The organism is Paenibacillus sp. MAH-35 (genome assembly GCF_058135425.1).
Window position 1 is genome coordinate 74,875 of the sequence record NZ_JBYUPU010000023.1, and the last position, 22,584, is coordinate 97,458.

Sequence of the window (22,584 nt, forward strand, 5' to 3'; positions counted from 1 at the left end):
CCTTCCGCCCTCCTTTTAGGCTTCCGGTTTCCTGCACCCGTCCGGTTACAGCCTATACAGCTTCCTGGCGTTCTCGTAAAAGATTTTGCGCTTCGCCTCCGGACTCAGCCGCTTCAAAATTTCCGTAGGCGCGTCGAAATCCCAATGCGGGTAATCGCTCGCATACAAGATGATATTCTCCGCGTCGATCATATTGAACAGATCGATCAAATGCTGCGGATTATCGGGCTCCTCGATCGGCTGTGTCGAGATGAAGACGTGTTCGCGGATATACTCGCTCGGCAGCTTCGTCAGCCACGGCACCTGGGAGCGGAGCGCCTTGTAGTTTTTGTCCAGCCGCCACATCAGTCCGGGCAGCCAGGCGATGCCGCCTTCGATCAGCACCACCTTCAGGTTCGGATATTTGACGAAGACGCCTTCGCATACCATGCTGACCAGATGGGTCATGAACGTCTGCGACAGGCACGTATGCCACTCGATATACCGCGAAGGATAACCGGCCGCCGTCGGCGCCGTCGTACTGCCCGCCCCTTCCGCTCCCGGGTGAAGGGCGAGCGGCAGGCCGTTTCGCTCCGCCGCCTCGTAGATCGGGTGATAAAACCGCTGGCCGAGCGGCATGCGAGCCGCGCTGGAGATAATCACCTCGACGATATCCGGATGACCGGCGAGCCGGTCGATTTCCCGGGCCGCAAGCAGCGGGTCCAGCGTCGATACGGCCATCGCCCCTTTAAACGTCTTGCTTTTGCCGAGCCATTCCGCGATCAGAAAGTCGTTGTAGGCCGAGCAGATCGCCGCCGCGAAATCGGCGTCGTGGGTTGCCGCGATATTGTATATAACTCCGGTCAGAATCGCGTACTCCATGTCATAACGCTCGATCAGCTGCTTGATCATGTAATCCGGGTCGGAGCCCGCCTTGCCGCCTCCCGGAGGAACCGCATCCCGTCGCAGCACGCCGACCGGCGAATGATAGCCGGAACCGACGGAGCCGATCCCCCCGGCCGCCACCCGGCTTTTCCACGGCTCGGGCAAATACAGGACTAACGCCGAATCGTTCTGCTCATTGTGGACGTCGACGTCGATGACCTTGAAGCTTTCCGTCATTCGCTCCTCGCCTCCAGCCTATTTCGTTCCGTAGGTCCGCTTGTAGGCGGTATTGTACATCGCCAGCAATTCGTCCGCTCCGAGCTTTTTCGCCTGCTCGATGAATTGGTTGTACGTCGTATCGTTGATCGGCGTTTTGCCGGTTACGAACTCGGTCATTTTCTGCTCAAGAAATTTGTTCAGATTGCTCAGTTTCGATTTCTCCAGCTCCAGCTCGGCCTCGGTTTTGACGATCGCTTTAGGCGCCGGGATAATATATTTCTCGTACTTCGCGTTGATCGCCTTGCTTTTCTCGTTCAGCCCCCGTTCCCAGGCGTCGCGCGACTTGGCGTTATCGAGCGTGATGTTGTCATACCAGACTCCGTAATCGCGGCGCAGCGGCACGTACGGGCTCGCTCCGAATTCCTTCATATATAGCGGCTTGCCGTTCTCGATCGTATACGTCTTGTTCACGATGCCGAGGGACAGATAGTTCGAGCCTTCTTCGCCGACGAGGTAATCGAGGAATTGGACCGCTCTCTCCTTGTCTTTCACCTTGGCCGAGATCGCCCTGCCGCTGGCGCCGACCAGCGAACGTGAGTACTGGTAGTTTTTGATGCCGGAGGCGGCGAACTGCGGGATCGCGTCAAACTCGTAGTCGGCGGGAGCGCCGGCTTTTTTCGCTTTCTCGGTGAGCGGTTCCAGATCCGCTTTCCAGAAATAGGTGACGAGCGACTTCCCTTTCAGAATGCGCTCCTCCCACTGCGCTTGCGTCAGCAGCGAATATTCGGGATCGAGCAGCTTCTCGGCGTACAGGCGGTTCATGTACACGATCGCATCCTTGAATCCGCTGTGATACGGGGCGAACGCGTATTGGTCGTTGGCCGGATTCAGGTTGAAGAAGCCTTGAATGCCTGTAAACGCCCTGCCGAATACGGTGTACAGACCGGTGTCGCCGATCGGTGAGTTGGAGACGAGCGGATACGTATCCGGGTATTTCTCCTTCAGCGCCTTCAGAAACTGATAAAATTCCTCCAGCGTTGTCGGTTCCTTCAGATTGTTTTTGGTCATCAAATCTTTGCGGGCGTACCAGATGAAGTTGAACCCTTTGCCCGCCGCATCGCCTTCGAGCACCGGCACCGTGTACAATCCGCCGTCCGCGCCGGTCGCGAGCGCCTTCGCCTCGGGGTACGTATCGTAAAACTTTTTCAGATTCGGCGCGATGTTCAAGTAATCCTTCAGGTTCAAGAACACTTTCTCCGGCCCGTTCTCGCGCCCTTCCTGGGTCGTTACCTGGATGAAATCGGTCACGGAGTTCGTCGCGATCATAATTTGCCGCTTCTCGGTCAGCCCTTCCTGGCTGACGACCTGAAAGTCGACCTTCACACCGGTTTTCGCCTCGATTTCTTTGAAAATTTCCCAGTCCGTCCGCACTTTGCCTTCCGTCCGGTCGTACACGAGCCAAGAAAACGTAACCGGTTTCTTCGTACCGGCTTCCGGCGTTTTGCCGTCCGGTCCGGGTTCGTCCTTGCCGCTGCACGCCGACGCCAATCCGCCCAGCATCACTGTCGCCATCGCCGCTGCGATCGTTTTTCTCCTCAATGGGGCCGCCTCCCTTTCGTATCGTAGAAATGGATCTATAGATGCGGATTCGGGGAATCCGTACCTACCCTTTGATGCCGCCGATCATCGTGCCTTGTACGAAATATTTCTGGATAAACGGATATACGCACAAAATCGGCAGCGTGGCAATCATAATCATCGCGTATTTGAGCGTCTCCAGATGGCTGAGATCTCCTTCCCCCTGCACGTTCGTGCCGGCGATCAAAATGTTGCGAAGCATAATCTGAAGCGGGTACATGCTGCGGTCATTCAAGTAGATAAGCGCGTCGAAGAACGCGTTCCATTGTCCGACCGCTGTAAACAGCCCGATCGTAGCCATCACCGGCAGCGACAACGGAAGCACGATCCGCAGCAGCACCTGGAACGAGCCGCAGCCGTCGATCGTACCCGCATCCTCCAGCTCCTCCGGCAGCGCTTCGAAAAACGTCCGCATAATGAACAGATGCCACGTACTGATCAGCGTCGGCAGGACGATCGCCCAGATCGAATTGAGCAGCCCCAGCTTCTGGACGACGAGGAAGGTCGGGATGAGTCCGCCGCTGAACAGCATCGTAAACGCCGCCATCAGCAAGATCGCCCGGCGGCCGGGCAGCCACTTTTTCCCGAGCGGGTACGCCATCGCCGAGGTTGCGACCAGCGTAAGCGCCGTATGGACGACCGTGTACCGGATCGTATTCCAGTAGCTGATCCACAAATCCGGGTTAAATACAAGCCGCTCGTAAGCGGCCAGCGTCACCGCTTTCGGCCATAACAGCACCTGGCCGCTCGCGACCATCGCATGGTTGCTGATCGAAGCCGAGAACACGTACACCATCGGATACACCATCACGATAATAAGCACGATCATGCCCGTCACATTCACGATATCAAACAGTCTGGACATCCAGCTTTCCCTGATCTTCATAACCCTCCTCCTCAAGCTTTACTTACGACAATGCTTGCAAGTTGAACTAGTTTTTATGTCATTTCACTCCGAAAAAATTGCTTGAAGCTTCAGACATCTTGTTTTGAGTGTCCTTGGATTATATTGGCCTTCGGATTGTTGACACTCAAAGCGTATCCTTCCGAAGCAGCTTTCTGACGAAAACTCTTAGCCAAAACTCGCTTTCAAGCTAATTTCTTTCTACATTTCATTTGGCTTATTCGTGGATGATGTCTAGTTCAACTCGCAAGGTTCCCCCTCACCAAAGACTCGTCTCCGAGTATTTCCGCGCGATCCGGTTCGCCAGCACGACGAGAACGAAGCCCGTCGCCGACTGGAACAGACCGACCGCCGTAGCGAAGCTGAAATCGGCGTCCAGGATGCCCCGGCGATAGACGAACGTATTGATCACGTCCGCCGTCTCGTAGGTCATCGAGTTATACAGCAGCAATATTTTCTGAAATCCCGTCTCCATAAAGTTGCCGAGGTTAAGCACGAACAGGATGATCATGACGGGAACCATCCCGACAAACGTAATGTGCCGGATTTGCTGGAACCGGTTGGCTCCGTCGATTTTGGCCGCCTCGTACAAGGTCGGATCGATCCCGGCAATCGCCGCCAAATACAGAATCGTGCCCCAGCCCACCCGCTGCCAAATCTCCGAGCCTACATAAATCGTCCGAAACCATTCCGGCAGGCCGAGAAACAGGATCGGCTCGATGCCGAACCATTTCACGAGAATATGATTGACGACACCCGTCGACGGCGACAGAAACGTCACGAGTATGCCTGCAATAACGACGGTGGACAAAAAATGCGGCATGTAGCTGATCGTCTGCACGAATCGTTTGAACCAACGGATGCGCAGTTCATGGAACAGCAGCGCCAGCAGCACCGGAGCCGGGAAATGGAACAGCAGATCGTACACGTTCAGCATGACGGTATTGCGGATCAGCTTCCAGGAATCCGGCGTGTTTACGAAAAACTCGACGAAATGCTTCATCCCCACGAACTTGCTGCCGAGCACCCCCCGACCGATCGAGAAGTTCTGAAACGCGATGACGACCCCGTACATCGGCAAATATTTAAAGATCAAATAATACAAAATGCCCGGCAGCATTAACAAATATAACGCTTTATGTTTTTTCAGCACGAACCAGAAGCGGGACATCGAGGTCACCAGGCGTCACGCCCTTTCTGTAAACGGTTCCAATTCATTCGCCTGCCGTGTTCCTTTTCTTGCCCCACTATAGGTCCGGAGCCGGCTGGCCGTAAAGCGCGTATATTTGTCCGCTGTCGCCTTTCTTGCATCGCGCGGGAAGCCGCTTGCCATCAGCCTCCGCCGGAAAAAAAAGAGACGTCCGCAAAAAGGAAGTCTCATCTCTGGTGGATCGCCCGGTACTTCGCAGGCGTCGTTCCTTCGTATTTGCGAAAAACCGGGATCAGCGAATTCCGTCCCCAGTAGCCGACCTTCTCGGCGATTTCGTCGATGTTCATATCCGTCTCCAGCAAATATTGCTTGGCTTTCTCCAGCCGGACTTTGGCGATGTACTCCACGTATTTGTCCCCGACCTCCTCCTTGAACGTGCGGCTGAAGTGGCCGGCCGACATGTTAAGCTGACGGGCGAACCGTTCGATCGACAACTCTTCGTTGTAGTGCTCCCGGATGTACGCCGCGATTTCGGCAAACTGGCGGCACCGCGCATAAGGCTCGGCCGGCCGGAACAGCTCGGCGTGAATGTCGCGGAGACAGAGCCGGATTTCTTCCCAGGTGACGCAACGGTTCAGCTTGTCGAACAGGCCGGAGTAAAAGGCGATATGAAAATCGCCGCGGTCCGTCTCCGCCGAACGAATCCATGTATTCAGCACGTCCGAGCAAAACATCTTGACCTCGGCCGCCCGGGCGAGCTTCCCCGCATCCAGCAAGTCGAACACGCTTTTCAGCAATCCGCCGTAATCCCGGCTTTTGTACATATTGACGAACCGGTTCACATCTTGAGCCGACAACAAACTATCCCAGCCCGTCCTGCACTGCGCCATCCGCTCCTCTCCGCACAGCTCGACTTCCGGACCGAGCCCTTTGTACTCCAGCATCCCCATCGCATGTCCGTATGACCGGTGGAGCTGCTCCCAAGAATCGGCCGTACTGCCGATGCCGATCGTAATTCGGCGTACCTTCGCGTACGGCAGCACGATCACCTTTAGCCTCTGCGCCGCCTCGTCCGGACTGCCCTGCTCCGCCGCCTCATGGTGGACGACGAACGCCAGGATATCCGGCTTCGTCTGACACAGCCACACCGGTCCCGGGTATGACTTGCGGATTCGCTCCGCAATCGCTCCGATCCATGACGCGCCGGGCGGCTCCGGCTCCTCCTCCATACCGTGTTCCGGCTTCCGGGAGTACGCCTGCAGCTCGATACACAGCACCGTCCGTTGCACCTCCGTCCCGCTTGCTGCAAGCGGCCCGTCCCGGTATTCGCCGAGCAGCAGCCTCGTCAGCAGATGCTCCTGAACCATCGGAACCATGCCCGTTACGAGACGGGACAACTGGTCGTTCTCAGTCATCAACTGATCGGAGTAGCGCTTGATGACATCGAAATCGTTGCCCCGCCGGCGGAAATCATACCCATGGAGCGGATCGCGGAACGAGACAAGCCCGGTTTTGATCTCATGGATGGGAGCATACAGCTTCCGGCTTAACAAGTAAGAGACCGCGCTTCCAAGCAGCAGGAAAAAACCGAAAAACGCCACGCACAGCTTGCTGATCAGCCGGGCGGGCGCCAGCAGTGTCTGCAGATCGATGACGCTGACATAACTCCACGCATCCGTAAACCGCGACGGAATCGAGGACAGCTTGTTCGCTCTGGCTCCGGGCTCCATCGAGCCGGCCTGGACGATCGCTTCCCCGCTCCGGTCGACCATCGCGGTTCCCAGCACCCACGGCTCCCCGATTCCAATCTTCTCGCGAAGCTTATCCCGGTTCACGTCAACGACCAGGTACAGATCCGGATTAGCGGAATTGAACGGGTAACTCATCACGGCGGAGATAACGGAGCCGGGAAACGAGTCGACGTCGTTAAGCGGATTTTGCATCACCGCGTACGGCTTCGTGAAAACCATCATTTTTTTCCCTGTCAGATGGGGGAACAGCGCCGCTTTGTCCGCTTGGCTTATTTTGTAATGGTACTGAAAATAATAGGTTTTATCAGTATGCATCCTCGAATCGATGACCAGGTCGTGGCCGGCGAAATACAAGTAGGCGTTCGTCACGAGATCTTCGGAGCGGAGCTTGTTTAGCTGCTCCATCAGCGAATGAACCCATTCGTTGCGCTGCTGGTTGTCCGGCGGATCGGCCGCGACTTTCAGAAATCCTTTCAGATCGGCCGCGCTTAGCATATGGATCATGCTTGTCTGCAGCAGTGTGAAGGCCGAGTCGGTCTGATCGGAATAATGCCGCATCAGCATGTCGCTCCGGGCTTCCGCATCGCTCTCGATCAGACGGACGACGAAGACATATGTAACCGTGCTCGCAACGAAGACGGGGACGAGAAACAATACGAAATAGCTGGCGAACAATTGCCAAAACAAAGCGATCCGGCCGCTGAACAGACGATTCATCGCAGGTTGCCCCTTCCTCCCGATTCCTTCCGAGACCGAACACCGGAATGTCCTTTGTATCATTGTATCGCCGTCACGCGGAATCAGTACCGGTACCGGAGAAGCCGGATCGTTTTTAAGGCTGCGACGTCGTCAGCAATAAGAAAACCGTCCGGAAAACATCCGGACGGTCCTTTGACGTGCAAACCCATACGTTGGTGCGTGGAAGGGAATGGGTACGGGCTCCGCCGCTCGTTGACGAGGTTTAAAGAGATCCACCCGACACTAGGTGCGGCCTGAAAACATTTTGCTTACGTGCAGTTGTGTTCGTCTACACCAAAACGTATGCGCACGCGCACGGTTTCTCAACCTATAAGAGTCTTTGGTACCCTCTAAATTCGGCCTTTCCCAAAAAACGAAACGAATAAAGGCGGTTTGCACCCCTTATTTCAACCCACTGATGGGGGATGTGGCCGTTTCACCGATAATAACAGCATCAAACCGCTCTTAACGCCTCCATCCATGCGGATTCGCACCGAATAAAGGGTCCAAACCGCTCTTAATCGGTTCATCCACGGTTTCATCCCCGCTCGAAGCAGAGCAGAAAGCCGAACGGCCATGAAAAGCGGCTTTCGACAGTTGCTGACCCGTGCCGCTTACAACTCCAAATCAAAATAAAAGCTGACGCCCCGTTCCGTGTTCATCACCCCGTACCGGCTGTCGTGCATATCGAGGATATACTTAACGATGGCCAGCCCGAGCCCCGTTCCTCCGGTTTTCCGGTTCCTCGAACGCTCCACCCGGTAGAACCGTTCCCAGACGCGGTCCAGCTGATCCTCGGGCAGCTTCTCCCCTTCGTTCTCGATGGACAGGCGGATTCGCTCCCCGTCTTTCTCGATCCTTACGGTAATTTCGGTACCTGCGGACGCATGGCGGATCGCGTTCATAAGCAGGTTAAACAGCACCTGCTCGATCTTGACCGGGTCGGCGTGGACCGGCTGCTCATCCGACGTTACGGTTACGACCTGGAGCTCTTTCTCGCTCAGATGGTGGGACAGCTTGTCGGCGATGTCTTCCATCTGTTCGCTGAGCGAATAGCGGAGCTTTTTCGGCTTCGTTTTTTGCGACTCCAGCTTGGTGAGCTCCAGCATATCCTTCACCAGATTTTCCATCTTCTCCGTCTCGTCCAGAATGACTTCAAGATACCGCTCCCGCTTGCCTTCGCTTACGCCGTCCTTGACGCCTTCCACAAACCCTCTTACGATGCTGAGCGGCGTCTTCAGCTCATGGGATGCGTTGGAAATAAACTCCTTCTGCATCTGCTCCATCCGCAGCTTGTGTTCCATATCGGTTTTCAGCCGCTCATTCGCTTCATACAGCTCGCGGAGCGTATTGTCCAGCGTCTCGGACAAGCTGTTCAAGCTGTCCGACAAACTGCCGATCTCATCGCTGCCCTTCACCTGCGACTTCACGGAGAAATCCAGCTTGGCCATGCGCAGCGCGATTTTGTTCAGCGACAGCAGCGGCTTCGTGACAAGCTTCGAGAACAGCAGCGAGAGCAGGACGATCAGGGCGATGCCGCCGACCGCGAGATAGAGGTAGAACAGTCTCAGCGCATCGTAAGCTTCGCTAATCTGCTGCAGCGACGCCACGACGAAGACCAGCTCGCTGACCTTCCCCCCGGCCACGACCGGCTGAATCGAGACGAGTCCGCGCGTCCCGCTGATCGTCTCCGTCCATTCCTCGGTAATCCGCTTTCCGCTCTGCAGCTCCGCTTCCTTCGCGGGAGAGAGCGGGAACCATTCGTCCAGCGCAAGGAACAGCAGCCCCTGGCGCAAATTCCACTGGTTGGGGTGCGGCAGCAGCGCATCGGTAATTACGCCGCCCAGCCGTTCCAACGGTTCCGCGATCCCGCTGCTTGTAATGCTGCCGATTTCCTTCGCCCCCGCTTTTTGGATCACCGCGGGGAAGAAGAAATCTTTCGTGTCCGGATTATCGTAGACGCCCAGCACCTCGATCCGGTCCCCGATGCTCAGATTTGCCTGCAGCAGCTCCTTCAGACCCGAATTGATCAGAAACGACAAGGAGATCCGCACCGCCCGCCCGCTGTCGTCCTGTATGACGACGCGAAACGAATTGTCGTATTTGATTTTGCCCTCCGGGTTTAATATCGCGAGCTGGGCTTTGTTCTGGCTGATGAACAACGCCATCTCCCGGGAGATTCGGTCGTCGTCCCAGCGGCCCTGCGCGTATTTTTGCCCGAACGCCTGCAGCTTTTTTTCCAGGGCGGCCGTTTTCTGATACTGGTAAAACTTGTCGAAGAAGAACAGCTGTCCGATCAGCACGACCGCGTAAAAAAGGAAAAAAAACAGTGCGGTAATCGCAAACAGCTTAAACGCCACCCCGCGCCTGTTCATCGGTCCTCCTCAAACTTGTAGCCGGAGCGAATCACGGTCCGGATATGGCGGGCTTCGCTGCCGAGCTTGCCGCGCAGTTTTTTGATATGCGTATCGACGACTCTCATATCACCGAAGTAATCGAAGCCCCATACGTGGTCCAGGATCGTCTCCCGGGCCAGCACGATGCCTTCGTTTTTGATCAGGTACAGCAGCAGATCGTATTCCTTGGGGGACAGCTCAATCTCCTGCCCGTTCATGTCGACCCGGCGGGCGCGTCTGTTAATGATGATCCGGCCGAAGCTGATCAGATGATCTTCCTTGCCCACGGTACCCTCGATCCGCTTCATCAGGCTTTTGGCGCGGGCGACCAGCACCTTCGGACTAAACGGCTTCGTTACATAGTCGTCGGCTCCAAGCTCGAAGCCTAGCATTTTATCGTCTTCCTCGGATTTAGCGGTTACGATAATAATCGGCACGGCCGAGCGGGCGCGCAGCTGCCTGCACACCGTCCAGCCATCCATCTCCGGCATTAACAGGTCGAGAATGACAAGGTCGACGCTGAGCTTCTCCAGCATTTCGAGCGCTTGTACGCCGTTCTCGGCTTCATAGACCGTCCACTGCTCCCGCTCGAAGTAGTCGCCGACGATTTCGCGGATCAGACTTTCATCCTCGACCAGCAATACTTTTCTCCCCATGCTTACGCTCGCTCCTCTTGCATTAGTTGTCTCACTATACTGTACCGAATCGGTGTGTACTTAGTGTGTCGATGGATGGAAGAAAAGCAAGAAAAACTAGGACTTCCTACACATGAAATACACACCAGTCCGCTATAATGGCTTCCACGGCCATAGACTATTCCCGCTCGAGAGGATGCCTCTGATGAACATTTGGGCTATATTGAATCATAAAGATACGCGCCGCTTCGGAGTTCTGGCGCTGTTCTGCCTGCTGCTGTTCTGGCTCCACAGCATGCTGAATCTGATCCTGCTTACGTTTCTGATGACTTATCTGATGAACCGGCTTCACCTGTACGTGAAACGGTGGATCGACAAAGTCGTCCCGATCAACGCCACCGTTGTGCTCGCCCTGCTGTACAGTCTGCTCGTGACATTGCTCGTTACTGTTATGGTAAGGCTGTTTCCCGCGCTTGTCCATCAGGCGACCCAGCTGTTCGAGCTGGTCAAGCAAGTGTACGACAATCCGCAGAATGAGATGGTCGCTTATTTGCTCTCGCTGCTCGGAGGACTCGACATCCCCAGCATGCTGAAGCCCGGGCTCGATTTTATGATGAAAATCGGCAATTGGGGATTTCATTTGTTTCTGGCGTTAATTTTAAGCTTGTTTCTGCTGCTCGGCAAAGGAAACGTCATCCGCTTCACCGCGCAATTCCGGACGAGCAAGCTGGGCTGGTTCGTCAAGGAAATTGAGTTTTTCGGCCGCAAATTCGTGCAGACGTTCGGGAAAGTGATCGAGACTCAATTGTTGATCGCGCTGATCAACTGTATGTTGACGACTATCGCTTTATGGATTATGGGCTTCCCGAACTTGATCGGACTCGCCCTGCTCATCTTCGTGCTGGGACTGATACCGGTCGCGGGCGTTTTTATCTCGCTCGTCCCGCTCGGCGCGATCGCCTTCAGCATCGGCGGCTTTATCTACGTCATCTATCTGATCGTGACGATCACGATCATTCATGCGATTGAGGCTTATGTACTCAACCCGAGACTGATGGCGTCCAAAACCCACCTGCCCGTCTTTTACACGTTTGTCGTGCTGCTGTTCTCGGAGCATTTCTTCGGCATCTGGGGGCTGATGGTGGGCATTCCGACCTTCGTCTTTTTGCTCGATATACTGGAAGTTACACGTATGGGAAAACCGGCTGCCCAGGCAGTTCCTGAACCGGAACCGCGGGAAGTCTGATCGTCTATAACCAATCGGAGCGTGGCTGTTCATGACCTTCGTTCAAGATATGATTATGCAATACGGATATATCGCTTTATTTCTGTGTCTCGCCCTTGGCATTGTCGGCTTGCCGATTCCGGACGAGCTGCTGATGACCTTTGTCGGCTATTTGGCCTCGATCGGGTTTATGAGTATGCCGGGGTCTGTCGCCGTCAGCTTCCTCGGGGCGATGAGCGGGATGATGATCAGCTATACGCTGGGAAGGAAGTTCGGCAAGCCGCTGCTGTGGAGGTACGGCAAGTGGCTGCGGCTCACGCCGTCGAGGCTGGAGAAGGCCGAGACGTGGTTTAACCGGTACGGGCCGTGGACGGTCGGCTTCGGCTATTTTATCCCCGGTATCCGGCATCTGACCTGTTATTTGTCCGGGGTAAGCGCCATGAAGCCAGGCAAATATTTCATATTCGCAGGCGCAGGCGCGTTGATCTGGTGCACCTTATTCATTTCGATAGGCTATTTCGTCGGTTCGAAGATTTGAACAAGAAGATTCACGCCAAAAGGAACCAGTCCGCGTCATCCGACTGGTTCCCGCCCTGCTTTTAAACTCCGCCCGGAATCACTTCCAAATGCTTGAACTCGTACCCCTGCTCGCGTGCGTAATCGATAATGCTCCCCATCGCCTCGGCGTTATCGCTCGATACGGAATGGAGCAAGATAACGGCTCCCGGGTGCAGCTGCCCCGTCACCTTATCGAAGGCGTGCCGCCAGCCCTGCTGCTTGTTCGTATCCCAGTCCACATAAGCGATCGACCAGAACACGTTAATATAACCGAGCTTCCGGCTGACCGCCAGCGTACGCTCGCTGAATATGCCGCGCGGCGGCCGCAGGAACGGCATCTCTTGCTGCCCGGTGAGCTCGGCGACGCTGTCCTTCACCTGCTTCAGCTCGGAGGCGAGCCGCTCGTCCGATATTTGGGTCAGATCGGGATGGCTCCACGAATGGTTTCCGATCCGATGCCCCTCTTCGCTCATTCGTTTCAGCAAATGCGGCTGTTCCCGGATGAATTGTCCGGTTACGAAAAATAACGCCGGCACCTTTTTCTCCTTCAGCACATCGAGTATTTTCGGCGTATGGCCGTTCTCATACCCGTTATCGAACGTTAAATACAGCGTCTTGCCGGTGCCGTCCCTCCGGAATATGGCATCGTACGTTTCGAGCACCGGTTTGAAGCCTTCCTCGTCGATGGAGGCGGGCGCTCCGTTCCGGCTTTTCTTGAATCCGAAATGGTACGGCTGACTGCCGGAAGCTTCAGCGGACGCAATATCCGCGGCTAAACCATAAGCGAGAACGGCGGCGATACATACGAGGTTAACCAGCTTTCGCATCTTCCCTAAGTTCCTCCTGAGTGGTTTCCCATATCATAGTGTAAAAGGGTTTGACTGTATTCTTTGCTTTACCGTCCTGCTCATAATCGTGTAATTTTTACCTGTGCGAAAAACCGTCTGGATAACCATCCGGACGGTTCAGCGAGCAATTGCTTATTTGGATTCAGGTTCCTTACAGCTTAACCCATGCGGTAAGGCCATCCGGGCTGTCCGGGTTGATGCCCAGCCGTTCTGCTTTGACCAGCGCTACGATTTGCGGGATAAAGATAAATGGAATGCCTTGCACCGCGATATCCAGCTCGGCGCCGGATTCAACAGCCAGATCCGCCGCAGCCGGATCGATCACGCCGGCCCGATCGGCATAAGCGATCACGGTCGCGCCGCGGCCTTTAATATCCTGGATTAATTTGCCCTGATGCGCCGTTCCGTCAGCCGTCAGCAAGGCGATGACGAGCGTGTCCGCTCCTACCGTCACCATCGGGCCGTGCCTGACGTCAAGCAGGTGGAACGAATGGGCTTGCACTTTGGCGATCTCCGTCAGCGCAATCGCGCCTTCCGCAGCGATTCCTTGCAGCTCCCCGTCGGCCAGCAGCACCGCATTGGACCATTCGAAATCGGCCGCCTGGCGGATCGCATTCTCGACGCGCTCCATGTAAGCTTCGCCCTGCCGGATTACAACCGCCAAGTCGTTCAGCAGCTTCTCGTCCTCGCCGAGGAAAGCGGCAATCATCAGGTTGGCGGTGTACAGATTGGATACCGTCCGCGTCTGGCATACGCTATTGTCGAACGCCCACGGCAGCTCAAGCGTAAAGTCCGCCTTCTGCGACAGCGGCGAACCGGCTACGCAGGACAGTGCCAATACGGGAACATGCTTATACTCGCGGATCAGCTTGACAGCTTCGACCACTTCGCTCGTGCTCCCCGAACGGGACGGCGCGATGATCAGCGTCTCTTCCATCAACGGGCGGTAGCGCTGCGGATTCAGCATCAGGTCGCCGCCCGCCAGTGCGCTTGCCGGAATGCCGGCGCGAAGGCGTACGGAGAACGCGGCGGATTCGCTCAAGCAGTAGCTGGAACCGCAGCCTACGAACGTGACGGACTTCGTCTGCAGCCCCCGTACGAAGGCGACAATATCGGAACGTTTCGACATCATATAATCATAAGTTTGCTGAAGCGCAGCGTACTGCTGCTTAATTTCACTGTAAGTTAAACTCATAGTTCGTTACCCTCCCTTATCATCCTAATGAAATTATAAATCATATGAATGATTACAACAATCATTTTTTTGATTGAAAAAATCATTTTAACTCGAATTGTTCAATTTTTGATGGGAATTCCGTCTCTGTTACTCATTTGACGGCCAATGTTATATAATGATCATCGATTACTGTTAGCGCAAAGGAGAGCCGATCCATTCATGTCCCGCACCATACTGATCGCCGACGACGAAGCGGAAATCCGCGAGCTGTTGTCTTTATATCTGGAAGCCGACGGACTGCGGGTATTGGAAGCCTCGGATGGAGCCGAAGCGGTCCGGATGCTCGGAGAACACGAGGTTGCCTTGCTGCTGCTCGATATTATGATGCCGAATATGGACGGCTTGCGGACGCTGAAAGAAATACGCAAAACTCATAACATCCCGGTCATCCTGCTGTCGGCGAAAAGCCACGATAACGATAAAATACTCGGCCTCGGCCTCGGAGCGGACGATTACATCGCCAAGCCGTTTAATCCGTTGGAAGTAACGGCCCGCATCCAGGCGCAGCTGCGCCGGTATTATAAGCTCGGACAAGCTCCGGAGCAAAGCGAACCTTCCGTCCTGACCGCCGGAGATTTGCAGCTTGATCCGTCCAGCTGTACGGTCAGCAAACATGGCGCCCTCCTGCCCCTGACTTCCCTTGAGTACAAAATGGTCGAGCTGATGATGCGTCATCCCGGCAAAGTATTTACGAAAAAGCAGCTGTTCGAATCGATCTGGGACGATTTTTATTTCGGCGATGACAATACGATTATGGTCCATATCAGCAAAATCCGCGAGAAGCTGGAGGACGATCCGCGAAATCCGGCTTATATCATCACCGTGCGAGGCATCGGCTATAAATTCGAGAAAAGGATCGCCCGTCATGAAACGTAACCGGATCTACTCGGCGATGATGCGCAATTATTTGCAGTTCGTGCTGCTAACCGCCCTGCTCTTCGTTATCGTGCTATGCGTCACGATCGTCTCACTCGGCATGAAGCTGGAGAAAGGCGCCGTACCGCTTCAGACGGCTCAGGATATTGCGAAGCCCGATTACCGCTCGATCGCTCTGGGCGAGCTGGAATCCGCCGGAGCTTCCGTCGAAGTATTGGACGAAGCCGGCCGTGTGGTGCATACGATCGGCCCGGACAACGGCCGGAGCCCGGTTTATACGGATACGGAGCTGTACCTGCTGCTCGGGAATAAGCGCGAGCTGCCCTATTATACGACCGCCATGCCGGTCGCCGGCAAAGACGGCAAGCCGTACCTCGTGCTGCTGAAAATTCCGATGGGCGAAGTAAGCGGCACGGTGGAGCTGCGCAAAAACGCCGAGCAGACCGACTGGTTAATCGGCCGCCATCTGCTTTTGTTTCTGGCGATTTTTCTGTTGCTGCAAATCGGCCTCGTTTTGCTGTACGCAAGGCGTACGTCCCGGAAAATCAGCCGGCCGCTGCACGCGGTTGCCGAAGGACTGCAGCAGCTGACCGAAGGGCAATACGACACGCGGATTCAGATCGCGGCCAAAGCGCACTCGGAAATCGCTCAGCTCCGCGACGCTTATCATTATTTGGCCGGGAAGCTGTCGGACGCCGAGAAGGAAAAGGCGGTGTTGGAGCAAAGCAAAAATCATATGCTGCTCGATTTGTCCCACGACCTGAAAACTCCGCTTACGAGCATCCAGGGTTACGCCCGTGCGCTCCAGGAAGGGATGGTGCCGGACGAAGAACGCAAGGAGCGATACTTGAAGCTGATCCACGACAAATCGGTGCGGCTGACGAACTTGATCGATGCGATCTTCGAGCTGCTGACGATGGATACGCCCGGCTTCAAGCTGACTCTCGTCCGAACCGATCTGGCCGAATTTCTCCGCGAGATCGCCGCCGAGTTTTACGAAGAGCTGGAGGAGAAGCTGTTCAAGCTGGAAGTGGACATTCCGCACGGCCTATGGATGGCCGGTATCGACCCCCGTCAGATGGCCCGCGTTCTCTCCAACCTGATCTCCAATGCGATGAAATACAATCCGCCGGGGACGGAGCTGCGGCTGACTCTTCGCAGGCAAGGTTCGCTCCTCGCCATCGAGGTGGCGGATAACGGCGTCGGTATCCCGCAGCGGCTTCAACCGACGCTGTTCGAGCCGTTCGTGCGCGGCGACGAAGCGCGCAACAGTCTGGGCGGCACCGGACTGGGACTTGCCATCGCCAAAAAAATCGTCGAGAAGCATCAAGGGACGTTGGCGCTTTCCCATCAAGCGCCCAGCTGGACCGTATTTACGATCCTACTGCCCGCCGAGCCGGTTCAACCGAATACCAATTAGCTTTATTCCGCCGGGCTTGGCGTAAGCCCCGGCGGTTTTTTACTATTAAGGCGAGCTTAAGCTTCTCTTCACATTCGGTTAAGGCGGGTGAAAGAGTGACGCGGTAAGCTAGTGTCATCCTTTATACCAGACTGGAGAGAGCTGCTATGACCGCCTTGCAACAAATACGGGAACATTCCGGCGCAGCCGGGCAATCGCCTGTTATCGAGATTCGCAACGTATACAAGCATATCGGCAAAAAAACGATCGTCCGCAACGTTTCCTTCGACGTCTACCCCGGCGAAATATTCGGCCTGCTCGGCCCGAACGGCGCCGGCAAAACGACGCTGATCCGGATGCTCGTCGGACTGATGTCGATCTCGGACGGCTCGATGAAGGTAGACGGGCACGACGTGCGGCGCACTCCGGACAAGGCGCTCCGCAGCATCGGAGCGATCGTCGAAAATCCGGAGATGTACAAGTTCATGTCCGGCTACAAAAACCTGCTTCACTTCGCCAAGCTCGTTCCCGGCAATGGCATAGACCGCTACCGCATCCTGGACGTCGTCTCGATGGTCGGACTCGACAACCGGATTCACGACAAGGTCAAAACGTACTCGCTCGGCATGCGCCAGCGGCTCGGAGTGGCGCAAGCGCTCATGCACAAGCCGAAGGTGCTCATTCTCGACGAACCGACGAACGGACTCGATCCCGCCGGCATTCGCGAGCTCCGCGACCAGTTGAAGACGCTCGCCCGCGAGGAAGGGATCGCCGTCATCGTCTCCAGCCATCTGCTGTCGGAGATGGAGCTGATGTGTGACCGGGTAGGCGTCATTCAACAAGGAGTGCTTATCGGCATCCAGCAGGTGACGGAGGAGAACACGCCGGAGCATGCCGTCCCGATCCTGTTTCAGGTCGACAGCCAGGAGGCCGCCAGGAAGGTGATCGCCCTCGCGTTTGACGGGCTGGTCGTAGACAGCGATCCGCTCGGCATTCTCGTGACGACAAGCGCCGGCTGCATCGCCGATATTAACGCCAAGCTGGTCGCCGGCGGAGTTCGCGTATCCGGCATATCGATCCAGGCGAAGTCGCTGGAAGACAAATTTATGGAAATGACGGGGAGGCCGTAACATGACTACCTTTCTCCGGATCTTGCAGGCGGAGTTTTTGAAAATTTTCGCCAGACGGCGAAACTGGGTGCTGATCGGGGTGCTGCTGGTGCTCGCTTTCGCCCCGACTTATGTCACTCAGCTGTTCCCTCCTTCGGAGCACGACTGGCGGACCGAACTGCGCGAGGAAAATAGCAAAATCGAGAAGACGCTCGTTGAGGGACAGCTGACAGGTAGCGAACGGCAGCACAAGCTGGACGCCGCTGCGCTGAACCAATACCGGCTTGACCATGACATGCCACCGGAAGAACAATCCGTCTGGGGAACGGTGCAATCGCTGTCGATGCTGACCAGCATCATTACGCTGCTCTCCGTCATCGTAGCGGCTGACAGCATAGCAAGCGAGTTTTCCTGGGGAACGATCAAGATGCTGCTGACCCGGCCCGTCGGAAGAACGAAGCTGTTGATGGCCAAATACGTGTCGGTCGTCGGATTCGCCTTGATGCTGATCGGGATACTCGCTGCCGCCGGTTTCGTGCAAGGGCTGATCGATCATGGCTTCGGGCATGTCGCCCTGCCGCATCTGACCCTCATAGACGGCGCGGTCCAAGAAAAATCGATGATCCTTCATACACTGCAAACGTATGGGCTCAAATCGGTTAATCTCCTTATGATCGTCACGTTCGCCTTTATGATCTCCGCCGTTGCGCGCAGCAGCTCCATGTCGGTGCTTCTGTCCTGCGTGCTGCTGTTTACGGGGACGACCGTTACTTTCTTGTTCGGGGAGAAAGCCTGGGCCAAATATATATTGTTCGCCAATACCAATCTCACTCCCTATCTGAACGGCGGCGCCCCGCTTCCCGGGATGACGCTGGGCTTCTCGATCGTGATGCTGACCGCCTACTTCGCGATGTTCCACGCTGCGGCCTGGTACTTCTTCACGCGGCGTGATGTAGCCGGATAAAATTACCACTTCCCGCGATGTATGGCATCCGCCGTTTCCTATAATAATATGAAAACCAACTACAGAGGAGGTGAACACACATGCCAAACAACAATACTTATGTTGTACCTCAAAGCGCTAGCGCAATTGACCAAATGAAGTATGAAGCGGCAAGCACGCTGGGCGTAACTTTGGGTGCGGAAACTTCGTCCCGCCAAAACGGTTCGGTCGGAGGACAAATCACGAAGCAGCTTGTGCAAATCGCGGAGCAAACTCTTGCGGGTCGCCGGTAATTTGCATTTGCTGTGTAGGGTCCCGACCCATAATATCTCCTTCAATGCGTAAACCATAAGTCCCGGCCTACGGGAAAAACAGGGTCGTCCGTGAAAACGGACGGCCCTTTGTGTTGTCTCTTAAAACTTTTTCCTGGATTCCCCAGTGAGCGGCGGCGGCGAAGCCGTCAAGCGGAATACCGCTCCGGCGGCATACCGGACGAACGCGCCGACGGGACCGAGATCCGGGCGGTCCGGGACAGCCTGGAATCAGCCCTGGACGTGTTGGAACCGCGGCAGAAGCAGATCGTGATCCTGAAATATTTCGAGGATCTGACGATACACGAGATCGCCGCAGCGATGCAATATCCCGACGGCACGATCAAAACGTGGCTGTACAAAGCGCTTCGCAAGTTAAAAGACTATATGCGGAAGGACGGGGAACCGGATTGAGGGACAAGTCTAAACGGCGTTTTTGGGAGTACATAATCGGTCTTGGCAGTTATCGGCGCAAAAGGGCCCGCGTCGCTCACCCTGAAGCGGACTCCCCCGGGGAAACAGAAGCGGAAGCGGAAGCGCATCCGGAGCTTGCACCGGCCCCGGCCATCCTGTCTTTGAAGGACGCTTATAAGCGGGCCTCTCCCCCTCCCGATACGGACGCTTACATCCGCGAAGGAATCCGCCGGGCCAAACGGGAGCTTGCCCGCAAAAAACGAAAAAAACGGGCGACCGGCGCAGCCGTAGCTGTGCTCCTCGTTCTCGCCCTGTCCGCCGCGCTTGGCTTCTCCCCCGCTTTCGCATCGTTCGTCGGGAAACTGACGACGCAGCTGCTGGATTCGAAGGACGGCCTCCATATCGCCGCCGAGCAGGGATATATGCAGCGTATCGGCAAATCGGTCGAGCACGACGGGATCGAATTACGGATCGAAGATTTAATCGTCGACGAATTGCGTATGGTTATGTACTATTCGATTAAAGATAAGAACGGCTACGACAGCGTACGCATCCAGGCCACGTCGGAGGATACGGCTACCGGAGAGGAGTACACCGTAGGCCAGCCTATGATGAGCAGCGGCAGCGACATCTTCAGCAGCAGCGGCACGTTCAGCGGACCTTGGGAGAACGGCGCGATGGAGATTCGCTGGAAGGAAGACGCGCCGATTCCGGACAAACTTCGGTTACGTGTAACGATGCATGTGCCGATGAAGCCCGGGTACCAGAAAACCGTGCAGCTGGATAAGGAATGGAACCTTAGCTTCTCGATCCGCAAAGATCAAATTGTCGCCAAACAAGTATTCGAGCTGAACGAGACGGTTTCTTTGGACGGACAAAACGTCACGTTTACGCGGGCGACCTTGCTTCCTACCGCCATTCGTCTCGATCTCTCGATCGATCCGAACAACAGCAAGCAACTGTTCTCCATCGAGGATTTGAGACTCGTCGATCAAGACGGCCTGGAGCTGAAGCCGCTCCGCGGCTTCGAACGGCAATATTTCGTCTATCCGGTTACCCGGCCCAAAACATTGCATACGATCTATTTCGAAGGAAGCTTGCTCGCCAATCCGCAATCGCTCGACCTTGTAGGCAGTACCATCCGTGCGCTGGATAAGAGCAAACGCGAGATTATCGTGGATACCCGCGAGAAAAAACTGCTTAAAGTGCCGGACGAGCGGATCAAACTTGTCGATGTGAACAAATATCCGAACCGCTGGGAGTTTTCGTTCGAGCTTCAGAAGGACGTTGATAACAAGTTCTCTCCCCACATGATTGACATACATTCGCTGAACACCATGGAGCAAAGATGGCTCGACCCTTCAAACGGGTATGGGCTCCGTTGCGGAGGGTACAGCTCTTCCGAGGAGACGGTCCAAAAGCTGAACTGCGTGATGACAGGTTCGGAATTAATGGGCGAATATTTGCCCGAGCCGTTCGTGTTCCGGATCTACGACTATCACTATAACAAAATCCATCAGCCGTTCCGGGTGAAGATCAAGTAACAGCTTACTGCCGCGCCTTTGGAAATCATACAAATTATATATGTATGTTTACTTTGTTGGCGTTATCCTTTATACTTGAAATCGATGGGGACCTCGCGTCCCCCTCAAGCAGTAACCTCGAACGGCGGTAGGAAGGAGGCGACTCTTTTTTACCGCTGTTGCTATATAAGGCAGCCGATGCTCCTTGTGCCGAACAGCAAGATCCCCTACATCCATTTGCGAGGTGTTGAATAATGACCAGCCTGAATGTAACTTCTGCAGCCGTCAATTGCTTTAAGGAGGAATGGGGCGTCCGCGAAGGCGATCAGCTTCGCGTATTCGTCCGGTACAGCGGCGGCGGTGACGACGCTTATTCGCTCGGCGTCACCAAGAGCGAGCCCCGTTATCCGGCGATCTCGGTTTCTCCGGGCAATGCCGGGATCACTTTATTTATGGAGGAAACCGACATCTGGTATTTGGACAATCGCGATCTGACGATCGACTGCCAAGGGCAGGATATCGTGTTTTCCGTCCAGTCCCCGGGTCCGTGACCCGATCCGCGATTCATTCGCGGCTTTTTAGCGCAAGCCGGTATAAATCCGCAAAAACCGCCTTTACAGGCGGTTTTTGCGGATTGTTTACGAATGCAACGAAGGCTTCGCTTAATCGGAGCGGCAGTTCAGCTTGGTGACCCGCTTACGATTTAAGCTTGCGCTGCATGAATACGACTTCCTCGGCCAACCTGTCGATTCGCCTGAGCACATCCTCGTCGGCGATTTGTTTGTCCGGTTTAAAGTGGTCGTCATGCAAGTAAACGTAGCTTGGTGCGACAAACGCCCGGAAGTAACCGGCAATCGGCTTGAGCTGATTTTCCACGACGAGATAGTGCTGGTACGTGCCGCCTGTCGCGACAAACCCCATCACTTTATTGTATAGAGCGTTCACCGGCACCAGGTCGAACAGATTTTTCAGAACGCCGGTCAGGGAAGACTGGAAGATCGGCGTGCCGATAATATAAAAGTCCGCCTCGGCAACGATGTCGATGACTTTGTGCGTATCGCCCGTATAAGCGGCAGGATCTCTACCGTCGCAAAATTGGACGTCGTACTGTTTCAGATCGAGCAGTTGCGTTTCAATATCCGGATTGTCGCGGCGTACCGCCTCCAACACTTGATGAACCGCAATCGCGGTTTTGGACCCTACTATCGTCCCTGAAATACCTAGCAGCTTCATCTTCACCATTCCTGTTCGAATCGTAGTTGGACATACGCAAGCGGATCGGTCCGCTTGTCAGTTACCGCTGCGATCGGCCCAAGGCGGCCTCTTCTCCGGTCTTAGCACTTCTTAGCCTGGCCCCGGTACGCGGCCGTCCGGAAACTCGCTCCGCAGCCGCAGGTCGCTTTGGCATTCGGATTGTCGATCGTAAAACCGCCGGTCATCCCGGCTTCTTTATATCCGATTTGAACGCCATCCACGAAAGGCTGGCTCGCGGAGTCGACAACCACTTTAAACGAAGACCATTCCAACACTTGATCGTCTTCCTGCATCTCGTCGTCGATCCGGATCTGGTACGATAATCCGCTGCAGCCTCCATCGTTGACGCCGAACCGCAAGAATGCGCCGCTTACTTCCGAATTCTCAATCAGTTCCGCTATTTTGGCGGTAGCTTGATCGCTGATTTGAATCATCGTCGTTCCTCCTCCGTTATCCTGTTTTATTTAGTTAGGAGTGAAGCCTCAAAGTATAAGTTCTTAGCGAAACCGGATACGCTCCGCCCGCAACAAAAGCTCCTTCGAAGCTCCCTCTTCCATAGAATCATCCGACGTGAACCTGTTTTCGTCTTATT

Annotated in this window: 21 protein-coding genes; 10 read left to right on the forward strand and 11 right to left on the reverse strand. The window is 55.4% G+C overall.

The window, feature by feature from the left end; genetic code table 11:
- Nucleotides 1-45: 45 nt before the first annotated feature.
- The 7 genes from AC3Y2E_RS22055 to AC3Y2E_RS22085 form a co-directional block, all read right to left on the reverse strand.
- Complete coding sequence (locus AC3Y2E_RS22055) at nucleotides 46-1,101, reverse strand: amidohydrolase family protein (protein WP_379214173.1); 1,056 nt, start codon at nucleotides 1,099-1,101, stop codon at nucleotides 46-48.
- Nucleotides 1,102-1,119: 18 nt separating this feature from the next.
- Nucleotides 1,120-2,655, reverse strand: coding sequence for an extracellular solute-binding protein (locus tag AC3Y2E_RS22060; RefSeq protein ID WP_379214227.1), 1,536 nt, complete (start codon nucleotides 2,653-2,655; stop codon nucleotides 1,120-1,122).
- Between the two features lie 91 nt (nucleotides 2,656-2,746).
- On the reverse strand, nucleotides 2,747-3,607 hold the full coding sequence (locus tag AC3Y2E_RS22065; RefSeq protein ID WP_379214175.1) for a carbohydrate ABC transporter permease: 861 nt from the start codon (nucleotides 3,605-3,607) through the stop codon (nucleotides 2,747-2,749).
- A 277-nt stretch (nucleotides 3,608-3,884) separates the two neighbouring features.
- Entirely contained in the window at nucleotides 3,885-4,796 is a 912-nt protein-coding gene (locus AC3Y2E_RS22070) for an ABC transporter permease (protein WP_379214229.1), read from the reverse strand.
- Nucleotides 4,797-5,002: 206 nt separating this feature from the next.
- Complete coding sequence (locus AC3Y2E_RS22075; protein ID WP_379214177.1) at nucleotides 5,003-7,243, reverse strand: helix-turn-helix domain-containing protein; 2,241 nt, start codon at nucleotides 7,241-7,243, stop codon at nucleotides 5,003-5,005.
- A 635-nt stretch (nucleotides 7,244-7,878) separates the two neighbouring features.
- Complete coding sequence (locus AC3Y2E_RS22080) at nucleotides 7,879-9,639, reverse strand: sensor histidine kinase (protein WP_379214179.1); 1,761 nt, start codon at nucleotides 9,637-9,639, stop codon at nucleotides 7,879-7,881.
- Nucleotides 9,636-10,316: a response regulator transcription factor gene (locus tag AC3Y2E_RS22085; RefSeq protein ID WP_332074251.1), complete on the reverse strand. Its 681-nt coding sequence runs from the start codon at nucleotides 10,314-10,316 to the stop codon at nucleotides 9,636-9,638. The genes AC3Y2E_RS22080 and AC3Y2E_RS22085 overlap by 4 nt, the downstream gene beginning before the upstream one ends.
- Nucleotides 10,317-10,500: 184 nt before the next feature.
- Between AC3Y2E_RS22085 and AC3Y2E_RS22090 the strand changes: the two genes are divergently transcribed.
- Nucleotides 10,501-11,541, forward strand: coding sequence for an AI-2E family transporter (locus AC3Y2E_RS22090; RefSeq protein ID WP_332074250.1), 1,041 nt, complete (start codon nucleotides 10,501-10,503; stop codon nucleotides 11,539-11,541).
- A gap of 31 nt (nucleotides 11,542-11,572) precedes the next feature.
- The gene (locus AC3Y2E_RS22095; protein ID WP_379214182.1) at nucleotides 11,573-12,058 is read left to right on the forward strand and encodes a DedA family protein; all 486 of its coding nucleotides are present in this window, start codon (nucleotides 11,573-11,575) and stop codon (nucleotides 12,056-12,058) included.
- Between the two features lie 61 nt (nucleotides 12,059-12,119).
- Here the strand turns inward: AC3Y2E_RS22095 and pdaA are convergent, their stop codons facing one another.
- Together pdaA and AC3Y2E_RS22105 are read right to left on the reverse strand one after the other, a co-directional pair.
- On the reverse strand, nucleotides 12,120-12,905 hold the full coding sequence (gene pdaA, locus AC3Y2E_RS22100; protein WP_190929546.1) for a delta-lactam-biosynthetic de-N-acetylase: 786 nt from the start codon (nucleotides 12,903-12,905) through the stop codon (nucleotides 12,120-12,122).
- 172 nt (nucleotides 12,906-13,077) lie between these two features.
- Nucleotides 13,078-14,121, reverse strand: coding sequence for an SIS domain-containing protein (locus AC3Y2E_RS22105; RefSeq protein WP_190929545.1), 1,044 nt, complete (start codon nucleotides 14,119-14,121; stop codon nucleotides 13,078-13,080).
- 201 nt (nucleotides 14,122-14,322) lie between these two features.
- Here AC3Y2E_RS22105 and AC3Y2E_RS22110 point away from each other — a divergent pair, with 201 nt between their 5' ends.
- The 8 genes from AC3Y2E_RS22110 (at nucleotide 14,323) to AC3Y2E_RS22145 (ending at nucleotide 21,289) form a co-directional block, all read left to right on the forward strand.
- The gene (locus tag AC3Y2E_RS22110; protein WP_379214185.1) at nucleotides 14,323-15,039 is read left to right on the forward strand and encodes a response regulator transcription factor; all 717 of its coding nucleotides are present in this window, start codon (nucleotides 14,323-14,325) and stop codon (nucleotides 15,037-15,039) included.
- Complete coding sequence (locus AC3Y2E_RS22115; RefSeq protein WP_379214188.1) at nucleotides 15,029-16,459, forward strand: sensor histidine kinase; 1,431 nt, start codon at nucleotides 15,029-15,031, stop codon at nucleotides 16,457-16,459. The genes AC3Y2E_RS22110 and AC3Y2E_RS22115 overlap by 11 nt, the downstream gene beginning before the upstream one ends.
- A 146-nt stretch (nucleotides 16,460-16,605) precedes the next feature.
- Nucleotides 16,606-17,568: an ABC transporter ATP-binding protein gene (locus AC3Y2E_RS22120; RefSeq protein ID WP_379214190.1), complete on the forward strand. Its 963-nt coding sequence runs from the start codon at nucleotides 16,606-16,608 to the stop codon at nucleotides 17,566-17,568.
- A gap of 1 nt (nucleotide 17,569) precedes the next feature.
- A complete protein-coding gene (locus tag AC3Y2E_RS22125; RefSeq protein ID WP_379214192.1) occupies nucleotides 17,570-18,511 on the forward strand; it encodes an ABC transporter permease in 942 nt (313 codons plus the stop codon).
- A gap of 80 nt (nucleotides 18,512-18,591) precedes the next feature.
- Nucleotides 18,592-18,783, forward strand: coding sequence for an alpha/beta-type small acid-soluble spore protein (locus tag AC3Y2E_RS22130; RefSeq protein WP_190929540.1), 192 nt, complete (start codon nucleotides 18,592-18,594; stop codon nucleotides 18,781-18,783).
- 90 nt (nucleotides 18,784-18,873) lie between these two features.
- A complete protein-coding gene (locus AC3Y2E_RS22135) occupies nucleotides 18,874-19,215 on the forward strand; it encodes an RNA polymerase sigma factor (protein WP_379214195.1) in 342 nt (113 codons plus the stop codon).
- Nucleotides 19,212-20,759 (forward strand): DUF4179 domain-containing protein, encoded by a 1,548-nt coding sequence (locus tag AC3Y2E_RS22140; RefSeq protein ID WP_379214197.1) that lies wholly within the window; start codon nucleotides 19,212-19,214, stop codon nucleotides 20,757-20,759. Before AC3Y2E_RS22135 ends, AC3Y2E_RS22140 begins: the two co-directional genes overlap by 4 nt.
- A gap of 233 nt (nucleotides 20,760-20,992) precedes the next feature.
- On the forward strand, nucleotides 20,993-21,289 hold the full coding sequence (locus AC3Y2E_RS22145; RefSeq protein ID WP_379214199.1) for a HesB/YadR/YfhF family protein: 297 nt from the start codon (nucleotides 20,993-20,995) through the stop codon (nucleotides 21,287-21,289).
- Between the two features lie 145 nt (nucleotides 21,290-21,434).
- Here AC3Y2E_RS22145 and AC3Y2E_RS22150 read toward each other — a convergent pair whose 3' ends face one another.
- Both AC3Y2E_RS22150 and AC3Y2E_RS22155 read right to left on the reverse strand, forming a co-directional pair.
- Complete coding sequence (locus tag AC3Y2E_RS22150; protein WP_379214201.1) at nucleotides 21,435-21,971, reverse strand: NADPH-dependent FMN reductase; 537 nt, start codon at nucleotides 21,969-21,971, stop codon at nucleotides 21,435-21,437.
- Nucleotides 21,972-22,072: 101 nt separating this feature from the next.
- Complete coding sequence (locus tag AC3Y2E_RS22155) at nucleotides 22,073-22,426, reverse strand: HesB/IscA family protein (RefSeq protein WP_379214203.1); 354 nt, start codon at nucleotides 22,424-22,426, stop codon at nucleotides 22,073-22,075.
- Nucleotides 22,427-22,584: the final 158 nt, after the last annotated feature.